Consider the following 23247-nt stretch of genomic DNA (forward strand, 5'->3'; position numbering starts at 1 on the left):
CTACGACAGAGTGTAGTAGATGAGTCGGCGCCAGCGCTACCTGCGGCCTCCTCAGCCGGCGAGGGTCCTGGACGCCTTGCGGATTCCGAACGACGAAACGATCTCGAACACGCCGATGACCACGAACCACGCGCCGACCACGATGGTCAGGGTGACGATGGATTGGAACGGCGAGGCCAGGACGACGATGCCGGCGAGCAGGCTGATCGCGCCGACGAAGATGTTCCAGCCTCGTCCCGGTAGGTGCGGGTCGCTGATCGCCGAAATCGTTGTTGCGACACCGCGGAAGATGAACCCGATGCCAATCCAGATGGCCAGCAGCAGGATTGCGTATCCCTGACCAAAATGGCGGAAAGCCAGCAACGCCAGAATCAACGAGGCTGCGCCACTGATGAACAGCAGGATCCGGCTTCCCGCCGAGACATGAAGTGAGAACGCAAAGACGACCTGCGCGATACCGGTAATCAGTAGATAAACGCCGAACGCGACGGCGGCGACCAGGATGGAAATTCCCGGCCACGCCAACACCAGGACACCGAGGACAAGCGACAGAATTCCCGACAGCAGAGCGGATTTCCACAGATGCGGCAGCAAGCTCGGAACAGGGTGGGTTCCAGGAGAGCCAGGGGAGATAGTCATGGCCGCAGTCTGGCACAAACGTGCGCCGCGGTACAGGGACCTTGGTCAGACGTGGACCGTGCGTGGATCCTCGGCACGCAGGTCGGTGGGTTCTTCGCCTGCCCTGCGGCCGATTAGATACCAGGTGCGCATAACGCCTTTGCCCTTGATTTCGATGCGGCCGCGCTCTTGCAAAACGAAGTCGTGTTTGAGGCGTTCGTACATCGCCTCGGGCACTTGGATTCGGCCCACCGAATCGGTGGCCTCCATCCGCGACGCGACGTTAACCGCGTCGCCCCACACGTCGTAGAAGAACCGGCGCGAACCCACGACGCCGGCCACGACGGGTCCGCTGGCCATGCCCATCCTTAAGGGGACGGCCTGGCCATGCGGATCATCCAGTGCAGCAGCAACATTGGCCATATCAATCGCGAAATCGGCCAAGGCGAAGGCGTGATCCGGCCGCGGCCGCGGGACGCCGCTGACCACCATGTAGGAGTCTCCGCTGACCTTGATCTTCTCCAGGCCGTGCTTGTCGACCAACTCGTCGAAGGCGCTGTACAGCCGGTCCAGGAACTGCACCAGGTCGGCCGGCGCTGTGCTGCTGGCACGTTCGGTAAAGCCGACGATGTCGGCGAACAAGACCGAGGCCTCGTCGTACTTGTCGGCGATGACGTTTCGGTCGGCGCTCTTGAGACGCTCGGCGATGCTGCCCGGCAACATGTTGGCCAGCAGCGCCTCCGACCGCTGGAACTCGGCTTCCATCACCGTCTCGGCACGCTGCGTGTCGCGCAGCGCGTACCAGACTGTGATGAACACCATGACGCAGGCGGAGATGATGGTGACGATGAACATCATGGACTGTGCCCACGCCGGCACCAGACCAGTATCGCGGGGAACGAGAAATTCCAACCCGATGACGAGGCCGGCGGCGATCGCCGCCAGGCTTGCGGCCAAGACGATGTGTTCAAGGCCCAGCAGCAACACCACCAGGCAGGCACCCACCACCAAGAAATATTGGGAGCCCGATGATGTGCCCGCATCCCAACAGCTGGCAGAGACGGTGACGTAGGCCGCGCCGATAAAGGTCAGCGGCGCAACCAGATCACCGAAGCGGTGCAGCCACGGCACGCCCGCGAAGATCAAGGCCGAGACGACGTTGAGGAGAAGCATCTGCCATATCCAGGCACCAGTGACCACCTGCAGCACGACGAAATTGGTGCTCACTACGACCGCCAGCCAGGCAGCGATCGTGAGCACTCGATACTGGCGTGCGGCGCTGTCGGCATAGTGCTGATTGCGGTCGCGTGACTGAGCGCGCGCCGCGGCCACGCAGTCCGGGCGCTCCAACGAGCCGTCTAGGCGCCTTGGTGGGGCACCACATTTCCTGGCCGCCACGGGTGTAAGCCTAACCGCTGAGCAGCGGCTTGTCGGCTGTCTTAGGAAAAATCGGGAATGAGCAGACCACCCGGCCGGGTGAATCCCGGTACTAGCTCGCCATCGGAGATCGCCGTTTGGCATACCGCACCGAGTCGCCAACAGGCCGGATTCCGACCAAATCGGATTTTCGCCGCAGCGATTCCGGGCGAGGCCTGCGAGCAACCGATCGGGCGCTGGGCCTGACATCTGCGATGGGCCGGAGGTGTTCTCGGCGCTTGGGCCGCAACCGGCTCTTTTTCATTGCGCGCCACCGAGCAAACCACGCGATCGGCTGTTTCGCCGCACAGATCGGGGCCAGCAGCGCCAACGCCACAAAAATGGCTTGCTGTAAATGTGACACTTCCGTTCTCCAATCTTTGGCAGCCGACGCGATCACCCCTGCACCGCGGCGACATGCGTCAAAGCGTATGAGAGGACACCGGCGACTCCACCTAACGACGCGCCAAATTGCGCCTGCGAATGGTCACTATTCGATAACCGGTGCCGATGTCGGCATCTTCGGATGGCGCGGTGGGCGTGGAGGACCATTTTTCCGCCCGGCGAAATAACTACCGCGGGCAAAACGTGAAAAAATTGCTACCACCCAATCTTGCACGATTACTTACATCGGGGTTTGTCAAATAGCCCAGAGCGGATTCAATCGCGCGCTGGGGCGTCATCCCGGTTGGCGCGGCTCGCATGCGATGCCGTCGTGATTTGGTCAGCGCTGACCGGTGGGCGGGGGGCGGCAGGGCTAGCCGTCGCATTGGGTGACGGGGCCGCTCTAGCCCACCTGCCAATATTCGTTCATCGGCTGGGCGAATTTGTCATTGTTTGTGAGTCGGGGAAGTTGCAGGGAGTCTTCGATCGTGCGGAGCAGGCTGTAGTGGTTATTGTACTTGGCTGCAACGATGTGGCCCTGTCGCATACCGGAATTCGGTGACGGGATGACAATCATGGGGACGTGGTTGCCTTCGTTGCCGATGCCTAGTGACAGGTTGTTGTAGTCCTCGTCCCAGGTGATGAAGATGGCGCTGCGTTGCGTCTGGAATGCGGGCGAGTTCAGGATCGTGGGCAGTGTGGCCGCGAGGAACTGGTCGCCAGACTTGATGTTGTATTGATGATTCGTCAGCAGGCTGAGGATGAACTCAAGGTTGACCGGGCCTTCCATGTTGTGGTTTTCGTCCGCAGCCCACCACACATAGTTCGGAGTGGTGGCGGCCGTGGCGAGATCCGTGGCCATCCGCTCCAGTGGCAGCACGTGTGCCTGGCAGCGAGCGGTGTTGGCGACTATGTCGTGGAAGGCCAGAAACGGTAGTTCGCCGGGGCTGTAGGGGCCCGAGGACTGCGTGGAACACGGTGTGGGCATCGATTGCTCGTAGGAGGCCCACCCCTTGCCCGCCCTCTCGACGTTGTCGGCCAGGTTGGGTTGGTCGAAGCAGTCCAACTCGCAGTTGTAGTTGAAGCCGAAATCGGATCCACCGAGGATCGGGTAGTAGTTCGGAAGGCTCGGATGGGTTTGCGCGTAGTAGTTTTCGCCATATCCGTAGTTGTTGATGAGGCCGTTGGTGTATGGCGCATTGCGGCTGCCGACGATATCTTTTACGCCATGGTTCTCTAGATAAATCATGAATACGTGGTCCAGGGGGCCGACTTTCGACGTCGGTGGTGTCGGCGGCGGCGGGGGAGGCAGCGGGGTGCCGACCGTGAACGAGAGATTGTCGGCGTAGGCGTTGTTGTAGTTGCCGATTACCGGGTTTCTGTCTTTGAGGGTCACGACCACGCTCGCGCTGCGGGTTCCCCGGGGAATCATCCCGGCGGTATCACGTTGCAGAAGCGCCGTTTTCAAGCGGCGATCCAGCACAGTGACCGGACCGATCTTGCCGGCGCCCAGCGGGGATTGGTGGTCGGCGGCAACGAAAGTGACAGTGACCGAGGCTTCGGACGGGTCTTCAAGGAAGCCTCCGAGCCATCCGCTCAGGCTGTATGGCACTGTGCCGGTGTCGATTTGCGGTGCCGCACTGGACAGATCGACGAATTGGGTGAGCGTTGATGTGGCCACGTTTCCACCGCCGAAGAATTGCACGGCGCCGTCGGGGGGTCCGTTCTGCGACCGTGGAAATCCCAGGGCCGCTGGGAGAGTCGGCCCCGGCGACCCGAGCGGCCACGGCAGCCGGCGCATGGTGCCATACTTGATCACGGTGGGTGTGCCGGTCACGGTCCACGCCGGGATGGACACCGAACTGTATGCCGACAGAGACGGATCGCCGAATTCGGCACCCGGATTCATCAACAGATTCGGGCTCATCACGACGGCGGCGGACGCTTTCGGCGCAGTGAACGCTGACAGCACCAGCAGGGCAGCCCCGGCGGCACCAGCCACACGACCAAGCCGACACAACATCAGGTACCACCTCTGCGTTAAGGTGCCGCGAATTTGCTCCGTCGATCGTGAGCTATGTCACGCTGAACTCCTATGTTCTTGCGCGAATTGATATCCAGCAGTTGCCATTCGGTGACCGAGTTGGTGAAGCGATTATCGGCGGAATGGTGTATGTGCGACCCTGATTCCGCGTGAAAGCAGGCCTTAAGCGGGGGTAATGCGTGACGCGGCGATGCCGCTCTGAGGGGCGACATTAAGAATCAGATCCGGAGTCGCGGACGTTTTCGACGCTGCTGCGGACTAGCCGATTTTGCGGGCGGGACCAGGCTTGAAAACGCCGACTGAGCTGGTCTTTCCTGGTGCCCTCGGTGAGATTCGAACTCACACTGGACGGGTTTTGAATCCGTTTCCTCTGCCAGTTGGGATACGAGGGCATGCGGCCTCTTACCTTAGAGGCAGCCTCCCACCATAGAGGATCAGGAGTGCTCACCTGTCCCACCGCCCCCGAGGTGGCTGGCCTGAGGCGTTCACGACACAATATCCGTCATGACAGGCCCCACGACCGACACCGACGCCGCTGTGCCGCGCCGGGTCCTGATCGCTGAAGACGAAGCGCTCATCCGAATGGATCTCGCCGAGATGCTCCGAGAGGAGGGTTACGAGATCGTCGGGGAGGCCGGCGACGGACAGGAAGCCGTCGAACTGGCCGAGCGCCATCAGCCGGATCTGGTGATCATGGATGTGAAGATGCCGCGACGCGACGGCCTCGACGCGGCCTCGGAGATAGCCAGCAAGCGGATCGCCCCGATTGTGGTGTTGACCGCCTTCAGCCAACGCGACTTGGTGGAGCGGGCGCGGGACGCCGGCGCGATGGCCTATCTGGTCAAGCCATTCACCATCAGCGACCTCATCCCGGCCATCGAATTGGCCGTCAGCCGCTTCAGTGAGATCGCCGAGCTCGAACGCGAGGTGGCTTCGCTGTCCGACCGGCTGGAGACCCGCAAGCTCGTGGAGCGCGCGAAGGGGCTGCTGCAGAGCGAACAGGGCATGACCGAGCCCGAGGCCTTCAAGTGGATTCAACGGGCCGCGATGGACCGCAGGACCACGATGAAGCGGGTGGCCGAAGTCGTCCTGGAGACCTTGGATCCGTCCAAAGACGCGTGAGTGTGAACCCACGGCGTCCAGTGTGAGCTGGTGGTGCAGACACGCCGACGCCAGCCACCGTGGTCGCACACTGAAAGCCGTGGTTGCACAATGCCAGCGGCGGTAGACCTTAACGCGCGACGATCACCGACGAGCCGTGCCCGAACAGGCCTTGGTTGGCGGTGACGCCGACTTTGGCGTTCTCGACCTGCCGGCCGGTGGCCTGGCCCCGCAGCTGCCAGGTCAACTCGCAGACCTGGGCGATCGCCTGGGCGGGAATGGCCTCGCCGAAGCACGCCAGCCCGCCCGACGGGTTGACCGGGACCCTGCCGCCGATCGTGGTCGCGCCGCTGCGCAGCAGCTCCTCGGCTTCACCCTTGGCGCATAGGCCCAGGTGCTCGTACCAGTCGAGTTCCAGCGCGGTGGACAGGTCGTAGACCTCGGCCAGGCTCACGTCCTCGGGCCCGATGCCCGCCTCGGCGTAGGCCGCGTCGAGGATCTGATCCTTGAACACCCGCTCCGGTGCAGCCACGGCAGCGGTGGAATCCGTTGCGATATCAGGCAATTCGGGCAGGTGCTGCGGATAGCGGGGGGTGACCGTGCTGACCGCACGCACCGATGGCACGCCGTCGAGCGAGCCGAGGTGCTTGCGGGCGAACTCGGCGCTGGCCACGATCAGCGCCGCGGCACCGTCGGAGGTGGCGCAGATGTCGAGCTGCCGTAGCGGGTCGGAGACCACCGGACTGGCCAGCACGTCCTCGACCGAAGATTCCTTGCGGTAGCGGGCATTCGGGTTCTGCAGGCCGTGCTGGGAATTCTTCACCTTCACCGCAGCGAAGTCCTCGGAGGTGGCGCCGTAGAGGTCCATCCGCCGGCGCGCGAGCAGCGCGAAATACACCGGGTTCATCGCACCGATGAGGTGAAAGCGCTGCCAGTCGGGGTCGTTCTTGCGCTCACCGCCGACCGGGGCGAACGCGCCCTTCGGCGTGGTGTCGGCGCCGATGACCAGCGCGACGTCGCAGAAGCCGGCCAGGATGTGAGCGCGGGCGCTCTGCAGCGCCTGCGAACCGCTGGCGCAGGCGGCGTAGCTCGAGCTGACCGGCACGCCGTTCCAGCCGAGCTTCTGAGCGAACGTCGACCCCGCGATGAAGCCCGGGTAGCCGTTGCGGATGGTGTCGGCGCCCGCGACCAACTGGATCTGCTGCCAGTCCAGCCCGGCCTCGGCGAGCGCGGCGCGCGCGGCGACCACGCCGTATTCGGTGAAGTCGCGGCCCCATTTGCCCCAGGGGTGCATCCCGGCGCCTAGGATGTAGAGCGGTTCCGGAGCGCTCATGAGGCCACCTTCCACGCGTGCACGAGGCGTTCGACGCCGTTGTCGTCGGTGAACAGGGTCATGGTGGTCAGCTCCATCTCGATGCCGACTTTCAGGTCCGCCGCGAGCGTGCCCTCGACCACCTTGCCGAGTACGATGATTCCCTCGTGGGCCAACTCCACCGCGGCGATGGCGAACGGCTCAAACGGGTCGGCCACCGGGTAGGGCGCGGGTGGCGGGTACCGGTTTTCGGTGTAGCTCCACAGCGTTCCCCGGGTCGACAAAGCTACGGACTCTAGGGCATCGCTGGCGCAGGCAGGGTTGGGGCAGTTGTTCTCTCGCGGCGGGAAGACGTAGGTGCCGCATTCGGGGCACTTGCTGCCGATCAGATGGGGATTTCCGGCGTCATCGGTGGCGAACCACCCGTCGATCGCGGGTTCATGACTGGTGACCTCTGGCACTGGGCCAGACTACCCAGCTCAAACCCAAAACTGAAACGTGTTGCAGTTCTCCTGGTGGCACGGCTGGGGCGCCTGGCCCGTCACACCGGGTGCTTAGAGTGAGACCCGTGCCCGCCACGAAAACCACTACGAAGGCCAGCGAGGAACAAACCGCGCCGACGCTGATGCTGCTGGACGGCAATTCGCTGGCGTTTCGGGCGTTCTATGCGCTGCCCGCCGAAAACTTCAAAACCCGCGGCGGGCTTACCACCAACGCGGTCTACGGCTTCACCGCCATGCTGATCAACCTGCTGCGCGACGAAGCCCCGACCCATATCGCCGCGGCGTTCGACGTGTCCCGGCGGACGTTCCGCTCCGAGCGCTACCCGGAGTACAAGGCGAACCGGTCGGCAACGCCGGACGAGTTTCGCGGCCAGATCGACATCACCAAGGAAGTCCTCGCGGCACTGGGGATCACCGTGCTCGCCGAGGAGGGGTTCGAGGCGGACGACCTGATCGCGACCCTGGCCACGCAGGCCGAAAACGAGGGCTACCGGGTGCTGGTGGTCACCGGCGACCGCGACTCGTTGCAGTTGGTCAGCGACAACGTGACGGTGCTGTATCCGCGCAAGGGGGTCAGCGAGTTGACCCGGTTCACCCCGGATGCCGTCGTCGAGAAGTACGGGCTGACGCCCACGCAGTACCCCGACTTCGCCGCCCTGCGCGGCGATCCCAGCGACAATCTGCCCGGCATCCCCGGCGTGGGGGAGAAGACCGCCTCCAAGTGGATCGGCGAATACGGGTCGCTGCAGGCGCTGGTGGACAACGTCGACTCGGTGCGCGGCAAGGTGGGTGACGCGCTGCGCGAACATCTGGCCAGCGTCATCCGCAACCGCGAGCTGACCGATCTCGTCAAGGACGTGCCGTTGTCCCAAACCCCGGACACGTTGCGGCTGCAGCCGTGGGATCGCGACCAGATTCACCGGCTCTTCGACGACTTGGAGTTCCGGGTGTTGCGGGACCGGTTGTTCGAAACGCTGGCCGCGGTGGAGCCCGAGGTGGACGAGGGTTTCGACGTGCGCGGCGGCGCGCTGCAAGCCGGCGAGCTGGCCGTGTGGTTGGCCGAGCACAGCTCGGGAAAGCGGTTCGGCCTCGCCGTCGTCGGTACCCACCTGGCCTACGACGCCGACGCCACCGCGCTGGCAATCGTCTCCGCCGACGGCGAGGGCCGCTACATCGACACCGCGACGCTGGATCCCGAAGACGAAGCGGCGCTGGCGTCTTGGCTGGCCGACCCCGGCCCGCCCAAGGCGCTGCACGAAGCCAAGCTGGCGATGCACGACCTGGCCGGACGGGGCTGGACGCTGGCCGGCGTCACCTCCGACACCGCGCTGGCGGCCTATTTGGTGCGCCCGGGGCAGCGCAGCTTCTCCCTCGACGACCTTTCGCTGCGCTACCTGCGCCGCGAACTACGCGCCGAAAACCCTGAACAGCAACAGCTTTCGCTGCTCGATGATACCGAGGGCACCGACGACCAGGCGGTGCAGACGCTGATCTTGCGCGCCGTGGCGGTGCTGGATCTGGCCGAAGCGCTCGACGAAGAGTTGGCCCGCATCAACTCCACCTCGCTGTTGAGCGGCATGGAGCTGCCGGTGCAGGCGGTGCTGGCGGGGATGGAAAACGCCGGTATCGCAGTCGATTTGGACCTGCTCAACGAGCTGCAGAGCGATTTTGCCCACCTGATCCGCGACGCGGCCGAGGCGGCGTATGCGGTGATCGGCAAGCAGATCAACCTGGGCTCGCCAAAACAGTTGCAGGCGGTACTCTTCGACGAGCTGGAGATGCCGAAGACCAAGCGCACCAAAACCGGCTACACCACCGACGCGGATGCCCTGCAATCGCTTTTCGACAAGACCGGCCATCCGTTCCTGCAGCATCTACTGGCCCACCGCGATGCCACCCGGCTCAAAGTCACCGTCGACGGGTTGCTGAACTCGGTGGCCTCGGATGGGCGCATCCACACCACGTTCAACCAAACCATCGCCGCGACGGGCAGATTGTCGTCGACCGAGCCGAATCTGCAGAACATTCCGATCCGCACCGAGGCGGGCCGGCGGATTCGCGATGCGTTCGTCGTCGGCGATGGCTACAGCGAGCTGATGACGGCCGACTACAGCCAGATCGAGATGCGGATCATGGCGCACCTGTCCAAGGACGCGGGTCTCATTGAGGCGTTCAACACCGGGGAGGACCTGCACTCATTCGTCGCCTCGCGGGCATTCGGTGTGCCGATCGAAGAGGTCACCGCCGAGTTGCGCCGGCGGGTCAAGGCGATGTCCTATGGCCTCGCCTACGGATTGAGCGCCTACGGACTGTCCGCCCAGCTGAAAATCTCCACCGAAGAAGCCAAAGACCAGATGGAGCAATACTTCGCCCGGTTCGGCGGGGTGCGTGACTACCTGATGGACGTCGTGGACCAGGCCCGCAAGGACGGTTACACGTCAACGGTCTTCGGCCGCCGGCGCTACCTCCCGGAACTTGACAGCAGCAACCGTCAGGTGCGCGAAGCCGCCGAGCGCGCGGCGCTCAACGCGCCGATTCAGGGCAGCGCGGCCGACATCATCAAGGTGGCGATGCTCGAGCTCGACAAGGCGATCGCAGACGCCGGTCTTTCCTCGCGGATATTGCTGCAGGTGCACGACGAGCTGCTGTTCGAGGTCGCGTCCGGCGAGCGAGAACAGCTGGAGGCGTTGGTACGCGACAAGATGGGCTGCGCCTATCCGCTCGACGTCCCGCTCGAAGTCTCGGTGGGTTACGGCCGCTCATGGGACTCCGCCGCGCATTAGGCGGCGATCCGGACGGTGTGGCGCACGGAGGCCGCCGAGGCGTATCGGCTGCTCAATAACGGTCCCCGAGCCGGCGGTACCGCTCGCTTGCAGGGGACACGTCACGGCGAAAACCGCCTGAAAATGCGCCGTGGCGTCACATTCGGGCAACCGTTCGGCCCGAACAGTCGGCACTGCGTTTGGCCAGCATGTGCACAGTCGAGTAGCCTCGACAGGTAAATCCCAATTGTCCCTACGACCAAACCTGTCCGGAGCAACCCAACAACATGCCGAGTCCCGCCGTCACCTCGCCGCAAGTAGCCGTCAACGACATTGGCTCGAGCGAGGACTTTCTCGCCGCAATAGACAAAACGATCAAATATTTCAACGATGGCGACATCGTCGAAGGCACGATCGTCAAAGTGGACCGGGACGAGGTGCTCCTCGATATCGGCTACAAGACCGAAGGGGTCATCCCCGCCCGCGAACTCTCCATCAAGCACGATGTCGACCCCAATGAGGTCGTTTCCGTCGGTGATGAGGTCGAAGCCCTGGTCCTCACCAAGGAGGACAAAGAGGGTCGCCTGATTCTCTCCAAGAAGCGCGCGCAGTACGAGCGCGCCTGGGGCACCATCGAGGCGCTCAAGGAGAAGGACGAGGCCGTCAAGGGCACCGTCATCGAAGTGGTCAAGGGTGGCCTGATCCTCGACATCGGGTTGCGCGGCTTCCTGCCCGCCTCGCTGGTGGAGATGCGACGGGTGCGCGATCTGCAGCCGTACATCGGCAAGGAGATCGAGGCCAAGATCATCGAGCTCGACAAGAACCGCAACAACGTGGTGCTGTCGCGGCGCGCGTGGCTGGAGCAGACCCAGTCCGAGGTGCGCAGCGAGTTCCTCAACCAGCTGCAGAAGGGCGCCATCCGCAAGGGTGTCGTCTCCTCCATCGTCAACTTCGGTGCATTCGTCGACCTCGGCGGTGTGGACGGTCTGGTGCACGTTTCCGAGCTGAGTTGGAAGCACATCGACCACCCGTCCGAGGTCGTCCAGGTCGGTGACGAGGTCACCGTGGAGGTGCTCGACGTCGACATGGACCGCGAGCGGGTTTCGTTGTCACTCAAGGCGACTCAGGAAGACCCGTGGCGTCACTTCGCCCGTACCCACGCCATCGGCCAGATCGTGCCCGGGAAGGTCACCAAGCTGGTTCCGTTCGGTGCGTTCGTGCGTGTCGAGGAGGGCATCGAAGGCCTGGTGCACATCTCCGAATTGGCCGAGCGCCACGTCGAGGTCCCCGACCAGGTGGTTGCCGTCGGCGACGACGCAATGGTCAAGGTCATCGACATCGACCTGGAGCGCCGCCGGATCTCGCTGTCGCTCAAGCAGGCCAACGAGGACTACACCGACGAGTTCGACCCGGCGAAGTACGGCATGGCCGACAGCTACGACGAGCAGGGCAACTACATCTTCCCCGAGGGCTTCGACTCCGAGACCAACGAATGGCTCGAGGGATTCGACAAGCAGCGCACCGAGTGGGAGGCGCGCTACGCCGAGGCCGAGCGCCGGCACAAGATGCACACCACGCAGATGGAGAAGTTCGCCGCCGCCGAGGCCGCCGGGCACCCCGAGCAGTCGCCGGGCAACGGTGCTCCTCCGGAGAAGGCGGGCGGATCGCTGGCCAGCGATGCCCAATTGGCCGCTCTGCGGGAGAAACTCGCCGGCAACGCGTGATCCTTACCTGAGGACGCCATGCTGCGTATCGGGTTGACCGGTGGCATCGGCGCCGGCAAGTCGGCGCTGTCGTCCGCGTTCGCGCAACGCGGCGCCGTCATCGTCGACGGGGACGTCATCGCGCGTGAGGTCGTTCAGCCGGGAACCGAGGGCCTGGCCTCGCTGGTCGAGGCGTTCGGAAGCGACATTCTGCTTCCGGACGGATCGCTGGATCGACCGGCCCTGGCCGCCAAGGCTTTCCGCGACGACGAGGCTCGCAAGACGTTGAACGGGATCGTCCACCCGCTGGTGGGCAATCGCCGTTCGGAGATCATCGCCTCGGTGCCCGAGGATTCCGTTGTGGTCGAAGACATTCCGCTGCTGGTGGAGTCCGGGATGGCGCCGCTGTTCCCGCTCGTCGTCATCGTGTTCGCCGATGTCGAGGTGCGGCTGCGGCGCCTGGTCGACCAGCGCGGCATGCCGGAAGATGACGCCCGCGCGAGGATCGCCGCGCAGGCCAGCGATGAGCAGCGGCGGGCGGTCGCCGACATCTGGCTGGACAACTCGGGCAGCACCGAGGACTTGGTCCAGCACGCCCACGACGTGTGGAACAACCGCATCGTCCCGTTCGCGCACAACCTGAGCGCGCACCAGATCGCCCGGGTTCCGGCCCGGTTGGTGCCGCCCGACCCGAGTTGGGCGGATCAGGCGCAACGAATCGTGAACCGCCTGCGGACCAGCTGCGGTCACCGGGCGCTGCGTGTCGATCACATCGGCTCGACCGCCGTGCCGAACTTCGCCGCCAAGAACGTCATCGACGTCCAGATCACCGTCGAATCCCTCGCCGTCGCAGACGAACTCGTCGAGCCGTTGCTGTCCGCTGGGTACCCGCGGGTCGAGCACATCAGCGAGGACGTGGCCAAGGACGACGAAGCGGCCCTGTGGCGCAAGCGCATTCACGCCTCGGCCGACCCAGGCCGGCCGACGAACGTGCATATCCGGGTGGACGGCTGGCCCAATCAGCAGTTCGCCCTGCTGTTCGTCGACTGGCTCAAGGCCAACCCCGATGCGCGTGCCGCCTACCTGTCGGTCAAGCAGGCGGCTGAAAAGCAAGCGGACGGCGAGACCGCTTCCTACATCGAGGCAAAGGAGCCGTGGATGCTCGACGCCTACCGGCGGGCGTGGGAGTGGGCGGACTCGACCGGCTGGCGGCCGTAGGCCGCCCTGTCAGCGCGTCGCGCGCGCCAGTAGGTAGCGCCGCTCGGGCAGGCTGCGAGTGCGTTGGGCCGCAAGGAGATAGTGCTCCCGCGCGGCGTCCCGCTCGCCGAGTTCATCGAGGAGATGCGCCCGGACGGCGTCCACGCGGTGGTGGCCGCGCAGGGCGGGATCCGTCGCGGCTTCGTCGAGCGCGTCGAGACCGGCAGCGGGCCCGCGCACCATTGCCACGGCGACGGTCCGATTGAGCGCGACCATGGGCCCGGGCGTGAAGGCGACCAGAACGTCGTATAGCGCGAGGATCTGCGGCCAATCGGTCGCGGCGAAGTCGGTCGCCTCGTCGTGCACGGCGGCGATCGCTGCCTGCAGTTGGTAGGGACCCGGCTTCGCCACGGGCAGCGTCGCTTCGACGATCGCGACACCCTCGGCGATGGCGGATTGATCCCACCGGCTGCGGTCCTGCTCGGCGAGCGGAATCAGCGCGCCGTCCGGGCCGGTGCGGGCGTTCCGCCGCGCCTCGGTCAGCAGCATCAGAGCGAGCAAACCGGCGACCTCGCCCTCGTCGGGCAGGCTGGTCCGCAACTGCCGGGTCAACCTGATGGCTTCGCTCGTGAGCTCCACCCGGTTCAGAGCCTCTCCCGATGTGGCGGTGTGGCCTTCGTTGAAGACCAGATATAGCGTGCTCAACACCGCGGGCAGCCGCTCGTCGCACTGGCGCGCCGTCGGCGTCCGAAATTGCGCACCCGTTTCCCGGATGCGCGCCTTGGCCCGGCTGATTCGTTGCCCGACCGTCGCTTCGGGAAGGAGCAGGGCGCGCGCGATCTCCGCGGTGGTCAGGCCGCCGAGCGCGCGCAACGTCAGCGCGACCTGCGATGGTGCGGTGAGCTCGGGGTGGCAGCACAAAAACAGCAGGGCCAGCGTGTCGTCAACCTCCGGCACCGCCCCGAACGCCGGCTCCAGCGTGTAGGAGTGCTCGCGGCGCCGGCGTGCGGCCTCGCTGCGATAGGTCTCGATCAGCCGCCGCGACGCGGCCGTGATCAGCCAGCCGGTCGGGTTTTTCGGGACGCCGTCCACCGGCCAGCTACGGGAGGCCGCGAGCAGCGCCTCCTGTACCGCGTCTTCGCAGTCGTCGAAGTCGCCGTTGCGGCGCACGAGCACGCCGAGCACACGCGGGGCGAGCTCGCGCAGCAGCCCGAGGGCGTCATCGGATTGCGGAGCGGGGCTCACATATCCATCCCCCTCAGATCCAGCACCGGCCGGACCTCGACGAGACCCCACACCGCATCGGGCACCCGCGCCGCGATCTGCAGGGCGCGGTCCTCGCCGTCGCAGTCGACCAGCAGGAAGCCGGCCAGATGCTCCTTGGCCTCGGCGAAGGGCCCGTCGCTGATCACCGTCTGGTTGTCGTCGACCTTGACTCGTTTCGCCAGAGCGGGATCCGCGAGGCCTTCGCTCGCCACGAGCTCACCGGATTCGGCGAGCTCCGCGCTGAGCGCGACGTGATCGTGGCCGAACCGCTCCCGCATGTCCTCGGGCAACGCCTTCCAGCGCTCGAGGAACTGCGGATTGCTCTGGATCAGGATCATGTACTTCACTACGGCCTCCCGGCATCTCCGCGAATCTGAAAAAGTATTGCGCTCCTGTGTCGAAACCGGGGCGCCTGATTCGACACCCCTGTAAAGGCACCGCTTCAAGGGCCCCACGAGAAGGGATCAAACATGCAGATCAGCCGCACCGGAACCGACATACATGCTGTTCTCGACAAGCTCGTGGCCGCGCACGCCGCGCATGACGCCGAGGCGCTTTTCGCGCTCAACACGAACGACATGGTGGCGTATTCGCTTGCGCCGCCGCTACAGCAGGGCCCCGACACCCCGTACGGCACCGTGGCGGGAATCCAGGCGTGGTTCGCGGGATTCGAGCGCCCGATGGAGATCTCCTTCCGCGACCCGGTCGTGACGCAGGACGGCGACCTCGCGTTCGTCCATTCCCTGACGAAGATGACATTCACCCGTGCCGGTGAAAGCGAATCGCACTCGACCTGGTACCGCTCGACCTTCGGCCTGCGCCGCATCGACGGTTCCTGGCGTATCGCGCACCGGCACGACTCGACACCGTTCTACATGGACGCGTCGTTCCGCGCGGCCACCGACCTCGAACCCTGAGCGATGTACGTTGTGCTGCAGGTAGGTTCAGCCCGGCAAGGGCGTGCCGCACTGCAGCACACCGCTGTTCGGGTCGGCGTTTCCGGGTGTGGGTTTGACCATCTGGTCGGTCTGGGTGAAAACATTGTCGTCGGAGTCGATTTCGCAGTGCACGTTTGCCGCGTAAGGGAAATGCAGCACGATCCGCATGCCGGCCTGCTGCGGGTCGGGAAGCACGGTGTTGGCCTCGAATACATTGCCGGGCATGGAAGGCAGGGTGGTGGTGTTCGTCTGGCCGCCGTTGGTGATGAAGGTCGCCTGGGTACCCGTCGTCAGCGCGTCGATCCTGGTGCGGTAAGTGATGTTGTGCAGGTCCGCCCGCGCGGTCGGCGGCACCACCTGAGCGCCGAGGGCGACGACCGTCACCGCGGCGAAGGGCAGCAGTCGACGGGCCGCGCAGCTCATAATTGCCGAGATTACGCGCAGCTGATTCTCCGAACCAATAGTCAGGGCTGGCAGCGCGCACACCACAGCGTCGTACGGCCAGCCACCCGACTGTGGTCGAGACGGGTGCCGCAGCGCGGGCAGTGCGGGTCCGGATCGTCGCGTGCCCCGGTGAGCCAGCGCGAAAGGCCAGGAACCCGACCGTGGCGTACCGCGGTGCTCAGCACTTGCGTCATTGCACGATGCAAATCCTTGACGGCGTCGTCGCCCAGCTCCGCTACCGGAAGGGTGGGCCGCAGTTTGGCCCGCCAGCAGATTTCGTCGACGAGCAGGTTGCCCAGCCCCGCGATCACCGACTGGTCCATCAGCGTCGGCTTCAGCGGCCTGGACCCCTTGCGCCGCCCGGCAATCACGTCGCGAAACTCTCGCAGGCCCATGCCCAGCGCGTCGGGCCCCTGCGAACCCAATAGGTCGGCGAGCTCGTCGTCGTCGGCGAGCCAGACCCCGCGCAGCTTGCGGAGGTCGGCATAGCGCAGTTCACCTTGGTCGAGCGACACCACCAGTCGCTCATACTTTTCCGGCTCGGCGTCGGCTTTGGCGTAGTACGGGTGCCCGGTCATGCCGCTGTGGATCAGCAGCGTCGGACCGTCGGTCGGCAGTATCAGCCATTTGCCGTGCCGGCGCGGGGCTTCGAAGCGGTGCCCGGCCAGGCGCCGGGCGAGGGCGGCGGCGGTGGCGTTGCGCAGAATTCCGGGGTCGCGGACGTCTACGTGTTGAATTCGTTGGCCGGGCAAGGTTTTAGCCAGCTCCCGCCGGAACCCTTCGACATCCGGCAGTTCAGGCACGAAGTTTCGCTAATCGTTCGAGCGGCCCTGTCAGCGAGCGGGAGTGCCGAAACATGTCTGCCCACGGATCGCCTTGCCCAGCGAGCCGTTTGGGAACATCGCGAATGCTGAACCGATCGGCGCGCAGACCGCGCGTGTCCAGTTCGTCCCACTGCAGCGGGGTGGCCACCGGCGCACCCGCGCGGGCGCGCACCGAGTAGGGCGCGACGGCGGTCTGCGCGTAGCCGTTGCGCATGACGTCCAGGTAGATGCGGCCCTCGCGTTTGTCTTTGCGGGCTTCCACGGTGCGGTGCGCGTCGTCGTCGGGGTTGCTGTCCTGGACGACGAAAGGCATGTCACGGGCATACCCGCCGTCCGATCGAGAAAACGGCTACCGTCCGCGCCAGGTCAGTGGCATGCCGTGGTGTGCCAGCCACCGCGACAGGTCATAGCCGTTGGCGGCCAGGCCATCGACGGCGGCCACGGCGCGTCGCACCGCCCGCTCGGCCACCTCGGGCGTCAGCAATCCGTGGCGGCCGGCGTCCAGCAGCTCGTCGATATCGGTGAGTTCGGCACTGGCGCCGGTGCGGACCTCGATGTCCAAATAGTGGTCCTCGGAATGCCACACGGTGGGGCCGGGCAGGTATTGGCCCACATCCAGGTAGTAGTCATGGTCGCGTTCATGCCCGGGATTGAAGTGAAACACGGTGGCGCGCAAGCCCAACGACGGCAGTAGCCACGACTCGAGGTAATGGAACTGGACGCGACCGGGAGTGGGGCGGGCGATGTAGAGGCCCCAGGGCTGCACTGCGTACTCGTCGACGGTCCGCACGATGCCCTTGGGATCGGTGTTGGTGCGGGCCAGGAGGTCGAACGTCTCGTGCTTCGGCGGGTGAATGGTGTCACCCTACCGCTGCTGGGCGATTCGTTATCGGCGCAAGCGGATCTTCCATCGCACGAAGCCGGCGTAGAAGAGCGACAGGGCGGCCAGCATGCCCATGTCGAGCAGCCAGATCTTCGACGTGTGTTGCCAGAACCGATCCTGGGACAGCAGCGAATCGGGCACCAGGTGGCGCAGATCCACCGTCGACGATGCCGCGGCGTAGCCCCAGCGCGCCGGCATCGCCCACGAAAGCTGGTTCAAACCGAGCCGGCCGGTCACCGGCACCATCCCGCCGCACAGCACCAGCTGCGCCATCACCGTCACCACGAACAGCGGCATGATCTGCTCGCTCGAGCGCACCAGCGACGAAATCGCCAGGCCGAGAACGGCCGAGGCGACGCACGTCGCCGCGACGGTCGCGAACAGCTCGACGGTGGCCCCGATGGTCGAGTGGCCGAACAACACCGCGCCGCGTGTGGGGGCGCTCTTGCCGATCACCACGATTGCCGTGACGATCGCCGACTGCAGTATCGCGAACCCGCAGAACACCGCGCTCTTGGCGAGCAAGTAGGCGGTGGTCGACAACCCCACCGCTTGCTCGCGCTGAAAGATGGGGCGTTCGCCGACCAGATCGCGAATTGTCAAGGCGGTGCCCATGAATGCCGCCGCCGGCATCAGCAGGGCCAGTATCTGCGCGGCTTCGTCGGGTGTGCCCGCGGTGGGTGCGGGTAAATGAAAACCGTTGTTGCCCGGCACGGTCAGAGACAGCGAGCCCAGGATGAACGGCAGCAGCGCGAGAAAAGCGAAATAGGCGCGGTCGGCGATCACCAGGCGGACCTGCCGCCGGGCGATGGTCGAGATCTGGCGCCGCACGCTGGTGTGAACCGGTTCGCCGAGGCTGCTCGGCTCGTCGGTCTTGTCCGGCAGGTACTTCTGGGACCGCTTCTCGGCCTCGTTCTGTTCCAGGAAGCGGCGGTTGGCTTCGTCGGGGTCGGCGCCGACCTGGGTGAAGATCTTCGCCCAGTTGGTGGTGCCCATCGCCCCGCCGATCTGGTCGGGCGCGCCGCAGTACGCGGTCTTGCCGCCGGGAGCCATGAGCAATACTTGGTCGCACACGTCCAGGTAGGACAGCGAGTGGGTCACCACCAGCACGACCCGACCGGCATCGGCCAACTGGCGCAGCATCGTCATGACCTGCAGATCCAGCGCGGGATCCAGACCCGAGGTCGGCTCGTCGAGAATCAGCAATGACGGCCCGGTCAGCAGCTCGAGCGCCACCGAGGCGCGTTTGCGTTGTCCCCCGGACAGCTTTTCGACGCGGGTATCGGCGTGCTTGGTCAGGTCGAGTTCTTCGAGCACCTGGGCGACGACCTTGGCACGGTCCGCTTTGCTGGTGTCGGGGGGCAGCCGCAGCTCGGCGGCATAGCCCAGCGCCTGGTTGATGGTCAGCTGGCGATGTACCACGTCGTCCTGCGGGACGATGCCGATCCTGCTGCGCAGGGATGCGTACTCGGCGTGAATGTCGTGGCCCTCGAACGTCACTGAACCGGAGGTCGGGGTGGTGTAACCGGCGATGAGCCGGGCCAGGGTGCTCTTTCCGGCGCCCGAACCGCCGATCACGGCGGTCAACGTGCCGGGGCGCGCGGTCAGCGAGATGTCGTCCAGCAGTTGTTTGCCGTTGTCGACGACGTACTTGACGTTGCGCACTTCGAGACCGCCGGTGCGGGTGGCGGCGCTGCTGTGTTCGGTCAGGGTGCCGTCGCGGAACATCAGGTCGACGTTTCCGATGGTGACGATGTCGTCCTCGGACAGGATGGCCGACCCGACCCGGGTGCCGTTGACGAACGTTCCGTTGACGCTGTTGTCCCGGATCTCGGTGCCCAGTTGGGTGGGCACCAAGCTGGCGTGCTGACGTGAGGCCAAGACATCGGAGACGACGATGTCGTTCTCGGGGGCGCGGCCGATCGTCATGGCGCCGGCCGTGCCCGCGGCCGACGACGCGCGCGGCGAGAGCAATTTCACAAAACGCGTCGCCAGGTTCGACACGTCGGCCGTCTTGGCGTCGATCACAGTGAATTCCGCTGCGGGCGTGGCGGATGGCTGGGGCGGTGGCCCGGTTTCGCCCGCGCCGGGGGGCGTGACCTGCAACCTTGCCGGCGAGCCGGGGTCGATGACGGTCGTCTCCTCGGGTGGTGTGCCTCGTGGCGCCGGTGGCGGTGGCACGCGGGGCGGTGGCGCCTGTCGCGGCGGCACCGCCGGCTGTCGCGGCGGTGCATTCGGCGGCCTCGCCGGCTGCCCGGGTGGTGCGGGACGCGACTGCGCGCCCTGCGGACCGCCGCGCGCCGGGCTCCTGTTCGCGCCGCCGGGCCGGCTCTGGGGGCGCTGCGGCGGGCGTGTCGGATTCGTTTGCTCAGCAAGCGCCGACCAGGCCAGGGTCGGCGGCCCGGAGTCGTGGCTCGGCCGGGTTCGGGGCGGCAGGCCGGCATGACCCGTCTGCGGTCCGATCGCAAACGTAAGTCGCGGTCCTTGCGGGTTTCCGACGTTAATGCTCTGGCCGTCGTGGATATCGACCACCGGCATCCGGTAGCCGTTGAGGTAGGTCCCGTTCAGCGAGCCGTTGTCGATTGCCAGCCAACGGCCTTGATCGAACCGCAGGATCAGATGCGCGCGCGAGATCCTCGGATCGACGATGCGCACGTCGGCCTGTTCATCGCGTCCGACGACCACCTCGTGGCCGGCCGCAAAGGATCGTTGGGACCCGTCATGCCGAATTGTCAGGATGGGCGGGGCGGGTCGAGTCACTACTCAAGTATCGGCCCGGATTGGCAGTGCGCTCTATTGGACTCAGCTGTGACTTCGCTTTGTTTCAATTCGGCGACTCATAGCGCATTCATAGCCTGCTGCGATGAATCGCCTACTGCGGTGGGGCATTATTCGATCGGGGAAGGGTAGCGATCTTCGATTGTGTCCGCTGGTGCCCAGCACAGTGTCGTGCTGGCCGACAGCGAGACGGAGTACAGGGCCCAATCGCGATGCGCATGCCCGTGGTGTGCGATCCGCATCACATTGCGGCGACACCTCGGCGGTGCCGGGACACGAGGGGGCGAGACATTGACGAACGAGCACAAGGGAACTACGCGGCGCATCAGCGTCGGGCGAGTGCTGCTGAGCAATCCGCGACAAGCCCGGGAGGCGTTGCGCGCGGGTTTTCACTCGTTGCCGGCCATGCCCATCGGTCAACTGTTCCGCCGGATACCCCCCATCGATTCGGCGCCGAACTCCGAACCCGCAGTGGCGCAACAGCCCAACGAGTCCTCTGAGTCGCGCCTTGCGGTGAGTAACGGCGCGTCGTTCGCCGGCTACACGATTCTGCGGAAGCTGGGCGCCGGCGGCATGGCCGAGGTTTATCTCGCTCTGCATCCCAGGCTGCCCCGGCGTGACGTGATCAAGGTCCTCGCCGAGGCGGTAACCGCCGACCCCGAGTTCCGCGAAAGATTCAATCGGGAGGCCGATCTCGCGGCGACGCTGTGGCATCCGCACATCGTCGGTGTGCACGACCGTGGCGAATTCAACGGGCATCTGTGGATTTCGATGGACTACGTCGAGGGCACAGATGCCTCGCGGCTGGTCAAGGAGAACTACGCCGAGGGGATGCCGATCCGCGAGGTGTGCGCCATCGTGCAAGCGGTCGCGGGCGCGCTGGACTACGCCCACGATCGCGGCCTGCTGCACCGCGACGTCAAGCCCGCCAACATCCTGCTCGCCCATCCCGAAGAGGGAGAGCGTCGAATCCTGTTGGCGGACTTCGGTGTCGCACGTCACCTGGGGGACATCAGCGGGATCACCGAAACCAACGTCGCGGTCGGAACGGTGGCGTACGCCGCGCCCGAGCAGCTGACGGGTTCGCCCATCGACGGGCGGGCGGACCAATATGCGTTGGCCGCAACGGCTTTCCATCTTCTCACCGGGGCACCTCCGTTTCAGCACTCCAACCCGATCGCGGTGATCAGTCAGCACCTGCACGAAGACCCCCCTCGACTCAGCGATTTCCGACCCGAGCTGGCCGAGCTCGACGAGGTGTTCTTCCGAGCCCTCGCCAAACAACCGGAGGAGAGGTTCGAGCGGTGCCGTGCGTTCGCCACCGCCGTCAGCGAGTCGCTAAGCGATGTCTCGGAAGTCGGCGGCGGTTTCCAGCCCTGCGCCGCCGTAGCGACGCCGCATCGCCGGCACGGGCCCGGTGGCGTCATCGTTGGGCTGAGTCAACGGTTTTCGTCGAAGACCCGATGGGCGACCGCGCTGGTGTGTGCGGTCCTCATCGCCGTCGCGGCGACCTGGTCGATCCTCTACTCCGTCCAGCCCGTCACGCCGCCGAGCAACCCCGCGCTCGCGTCGAAACCGTCCGTCCCGGCCGCGAGTGCCACACCCGCCCCGGGCGGGCCGGTGCGCGGACCGGTGCTCCAAGGGACGTACAAGCTGAACTACGACCAGACCAAGCGCACCACCAATGGCATCTCGATCCGGCATGCCGGGGCCGTCACCAGCTGGTGGGCGTTCCGGTCGGTATGCACCACCAACGGATGTGCGGCCACTGGTACCCAGCTGGACGATCCAACCCATCAAGTGGCCAACACCATCGATGGCGGACAGACCGACACCCTGCGCTTCGTCGGTGGCTACTGGCAGGGCACTCCGGCGCAGCAGCGGGTGGGCTGCGCTCAGCCCAATGGACAGGTCAGGGCCACCCAGCAGGAAACCATCGCCTGGTCGCTGGCGCCGCAGGCCGACGGCACGCTGCGCGGCACCTTGACCGAGACGGTGCTGAGCAATGAGTGCGGCGCCCAGGGGGCGGTGGTGCGGGTGCCTGTGGTGGCCACCCGGACCGGCGATGCGCCCGCCACGCTGACGTTGAGCGATCCCACCCAGGTGATCAACACCTCGACCACCGCGTCGGCCCCGGCGCCGCCGGTGCTCGGCGGGCTGTGCAGTGACGTCGGCAAGGTCGCCTACGACCCGACCAACAACGAGCAGATCGTCTGCGAAGGCAGCAGCTGGGCCAAGGCGCCGATCACGATGGGCGTACACGCCGCCGGCAGCTCATGCGACCGGCCGGGCACGCCGGTGTTCGCCATGAGCACGTCCAGCGACGGCTACCTGCTGCAATGCGATCCAATCACCCGGACGTGGACGCGGCCGGCTGGGTAGTTTCCAGGGTCGGAGTCTTCGCGCACCAATAGATGAGCCTCGAATCCGCTACCGCATCCGCTAGCACGTTCGAGAATCACCCTGTACTTCTTGAGAGGTACGGACGTGACGGATGTGGCTGGGCGCCTGGCGCTGACCCGACGGACCAGCTCGACGACACTTGTCGGTGATCGGTTCTACCCTGGTGGCATGGCATTCGCCACGGAACATCCCGTAGTAGCGCATTCGGAGTATCGCGCTGTCGACGACGTCGTGCGCGTCGGCGGCGACTTCGAGGTGGTCAGCCCGCACGATCCCGCCGGAGATCAGCCGGCCGCCATCGAGGAGCTGCAACGCCGGATCAGGGCGGGGGAGCGCGATGTCGTGTTGCTCGGCGCCACCGGTACCGGAAAATCGGCCACCACCGCCTGGCTCATCGAGCGGCTGCAGCGGCCCACCCTGGTGATGGCACCCAACAAGACGCTGGCCGCCCAGCTGGCCAATGAGCTGCGAGAAATGTTGCCGCACAACGCGGTCGAATACTTCGTCTCGTACTACGACTACTACCAACCCGAGGCGTACATCGCGCAGACCGATACCTACATCGAGAAGGACAGCTCGATCAACGACGACGTGGAGCGGCTACGGCACTCCGCGACGTCCTCGTTGCTGTCGCGCCGCGACGTGGTCGTGGTGGCGTCGGTGTCGTGCAT

18 protein-coding genes, 1 tRNA gene and 1 pseudogene are annotated in these 23247 nt (G+C 65.7%); 7 read left to right on the plus strand and 13 right to left on the minus strand.

Annotated features, from left to right (window positions below; genetic code table 11):
• Positions 1–51 precede the first annotated feature (51 nt).
• From VFW69_RS18905 to VFW69_RS18920, 4 genes are all read right to left on the minus strand, one after another.
• Positions 52–657, minus strand: coding sequence for an HdeD family acid-resistance protein (locus tag VFW69_RS18905; RefSeq protein ID WP_526503396.1), 606 nt, complete (start codon positions 655–657; stop codon positions 52–54).
• Positions 658–684: 27 nt separating this feature from the next.
• The gene (locus VFW69_RS18910; RefSeq protein WP_526503398.1) at positions 685–2016 is read right to left on the minus strand and encodes an adenylate/guanylate cyclase domain-containing protein; all 1332 of its coding nucleotides are present in this window, start codon (positions 2014–2016) and stop codon (positions 685–687) included.
• An 805-nt stretch (positions 2017–2821) separates the two neighbouring features.
• Positions 2822–4276, minus strand: coding sequence for an alkaline phosphatase family protein (locus VFW69_RS18915; RefSeq protein WP_526503400.1), 1455 nt, complete (start codon positions 4274–4276; stop codon positions 2822–2824).
• A gap of 501 nt (positions 4277–4777) precedes the next feature.
• Positions 4778–4854 (minus strand) — tRNA-Leu (locus VFW69_RS18920).
• A 112-nt stretch (positions 4855–4966) separates the two neighbouring features.
• Here VFW69_RS18920 and VFW69_RS18925 point away from each other — a divergent pair.
• Positions 4967–5584 (plus strand): two-component system response regulator PdtaR, encoded by a 618-nt coding sequence (locus tag VFW69_RS18925; protein ID WP_526503402.1) that lies wholly within the window; start codon positions 4967–4969, stop codon positions 5582–5584.
• A gap of 109 nt (positions 5585–5693) precedes the next feature.
• On the opposite strand, the gene VFW69_RS18930 is transcribed toward VFW69_RS18925, so the two are convergent.
• Together VFW69_RS18930 and VFW69_RS18935 are read right to left on the minus strand one after the other, a co-directional pair.
• Positions 5694–6896, minus strand: a complete 1203-nt coding sequence (locus VFW69_RS18930; RefSeq protein WP_526503404.1) for a lipid-transfer protein — start codon at positions 6894–6896, stop codon at positions 5694–5696.
• Positions 6893–7336: a Zn-ribbon domain-containing OB-fold protein gene (locus tag VFW69_RS18935; protein ID WP_526503406.1), complete on the minus strand. Its 444-nt coding sequence runs from the start codon at positions 7334–7336 to the stop codon at positions 6893–6895. Before VFW69_RS18935 ends, VFW69_RS18930 begins: the two co-directional genes overlap by 4 nt.
• A gap of 164 nt (positions 7337–7500) precedes the next feature.
• On the opposite strand from VFW69_RS18935, the gene polA reads away from it, so the two are divergent.
• The 3 genes from polA (at position 7501) to coaE (ending at position 13061) form a co-directional block, all read left to right on the plus strand.
• A complete protein-coding gene (polA, locus tag VFW69_RS18940; protein ID WP_526503430.1) occupies positions 7501–10161 on the plus strand; it encodes a DNA polymerase I in 2661 nt (886 codons plus the stop codon).
• A 266-nt stretch (positions 10162–10427) separates the two neighbouring features.
• Positions 10428–11864, plus strand: a complete 1437-nt coding sequence (gene rpsA / locus VFW69_RS18945; RefSeq protein WP_526503408.1) for a 30S ribosomal protein S1 — start codon at positions 10428–10430, stop codon at positions 11862–11864.
• 18 nt (positions 11865–11882) lie between these two features.
• On the plus strand, positions 11883–13061 hold the full coding sequence (gene coaE, locus VFW69_RS18950) for a dephospho-CoA kinase (RefSeq protein ID WP_526503410.1): 1179 nt from the start codon (positions 11883–11885) through the stop codon (positions 13059–13061).
• A 9-nt stretch (positions 13062–13070) separates the two neighbouring features.
• Here coaE and VFW69_RS18955 read toward each other — a convergent pair whose 3' ends face one another.
• Both VFW69_RS18955 and VFW69_RS18960 read right to left on the minus strand, forming a co-directional pair.
• Positions 13071–14285 (minus strand): RNA polymerase sigma factor, encoded by a 1215-nt coding sequence (locus VFW69_RS18955; RefSeq protein ID WP_526503412.1) that lies wholly within the window; start codon positions 14283–14285, stop codon positions 13071–13073.
• Positions 14282–14644 carry a YciI family protein gene (locus tag VFW69_RS18960; RefSeq protein ID WP_526503432.1) on the minus strand — a complete coding sequence of 121 codons (363 nt, stop codon included), beginning with the start codon at positions 14642–14644 and terminating at the stop codon, positions 14282–14284. Before VFW69_RS18960 ends, VFW69_RS18955 begins: the two co-directional genes overlap by 4 nt.
• A gap of 132 nt (positions 14645–14776) precedes the next feature.
• On the opposite strand from VFW69_RS18960, the gene VFW69_RS18965 reads away from it, so the two are divergent.
• Positions 14777–15223, plus strand: coding sequence for a nuclear transport factor 2 family protein (locus tag VFW69_RS18965; RefSeq protein WP_526503414.1), 447 nt, complete (start codon positions 14777–14779; stop codon positions 15221–15223).
• Positions 15224–15250: 27 nt separating this feature from the next.
• Here VFW69_RS18965 and VFW69_RS18970 read toward each other — a convergent pair whose 3' ends face one another.
• From VFW69_RS18970 to VFW69_RS18990, 5 genes and pseudogenes are all read right to left on the minus strand, one after another.
• Positions 15251–15667 carry a hypothetical protein gene (locus tag VFW69_RS18970; RefSeq protein ID WP_526503416.1) on the minus strand — a complete coding sequence of 139 codons (417 nt, stop codon included), beginning with the start codon at positions 15665–15667 and terminating at the stop codon, positions 15251–15253.
• A 41-nt stretch (positions 15668–15708) separates the two neighbouring features.
• Entirely contained in the window at positions 15709–16491 is a 783-nt protein-coding gene (locus tag VFW69_RS18975; protein ID WP_526503418.1) for an Fpg/Nei family DNA glycosylase, read from the minus strand.
• Positions 16484–16837 (minus strand): annotated as a pseudogene (ligD, locus tag VFW69_RS18980) (non-homologous end-joining DNA ligase LigD); the annotation flags it as partial. The pseudogene ligD and the gene VFW69_RS18975, both read right to left, overlap by 8 nt.
• A gap of 24 nt (positions 16838–16861) precedes the next feature.
• A complete protein-coding gene (locus VFW69_RS18985; protein WP_526503420.1) occupies positions 16862–17302 on the minus strand; it encodes a ribonuclease FAU-1 family protein in 441 nt (146 codons plus the stop codon).
• 96 nt (positions 17303–17398) lie between these two features.
• Entirely contained in the window at positions 17399–20155 is a 2757-nt protein-coding gene (locus VFW69_RS18990; RefSeq protein WP_526503422.1) for an ATP-binding cassette domain-containing protein, read from the minus strand.
• A gap of 423 nt (positions 20156–20578) precedes the next feature.
• Here VFW69_RS18990 and VFW69_RS18995 point away from each other — a divergent pair, with 423 nt between their 5' ends.
• Positions 20579–22555 carry a serine/threonine-protein kinase gene (locus VFW69_RS18995; RefSeq protein ID WP_526503434.1) on the plus strand — a complete coding sequence of 659 codons (1977 nt, stop codon included), beginning with the start codon at positions 20579–20581 and terminating at the stop codon, positions 22553–22555.
• 189 nt (positions 22556–22744) lie between these two features.
• Positions 22745–23247 (plus strand): DEAD/DEAH box helicase family protein (locus VFW69_RS19000; protein WP_526503424.1); only part of this gene is annotated, 503 nt, incomplete at its 3' end.

Source organism: Mycobacterium sp., assembly GCF_036273375.1.
Classification (GTDB): domain Bacteria; phylum Actinomycetota; class Actinomycetes; order Mycobacteriales; family Mycobacteriaceae; genus Mycobacterium.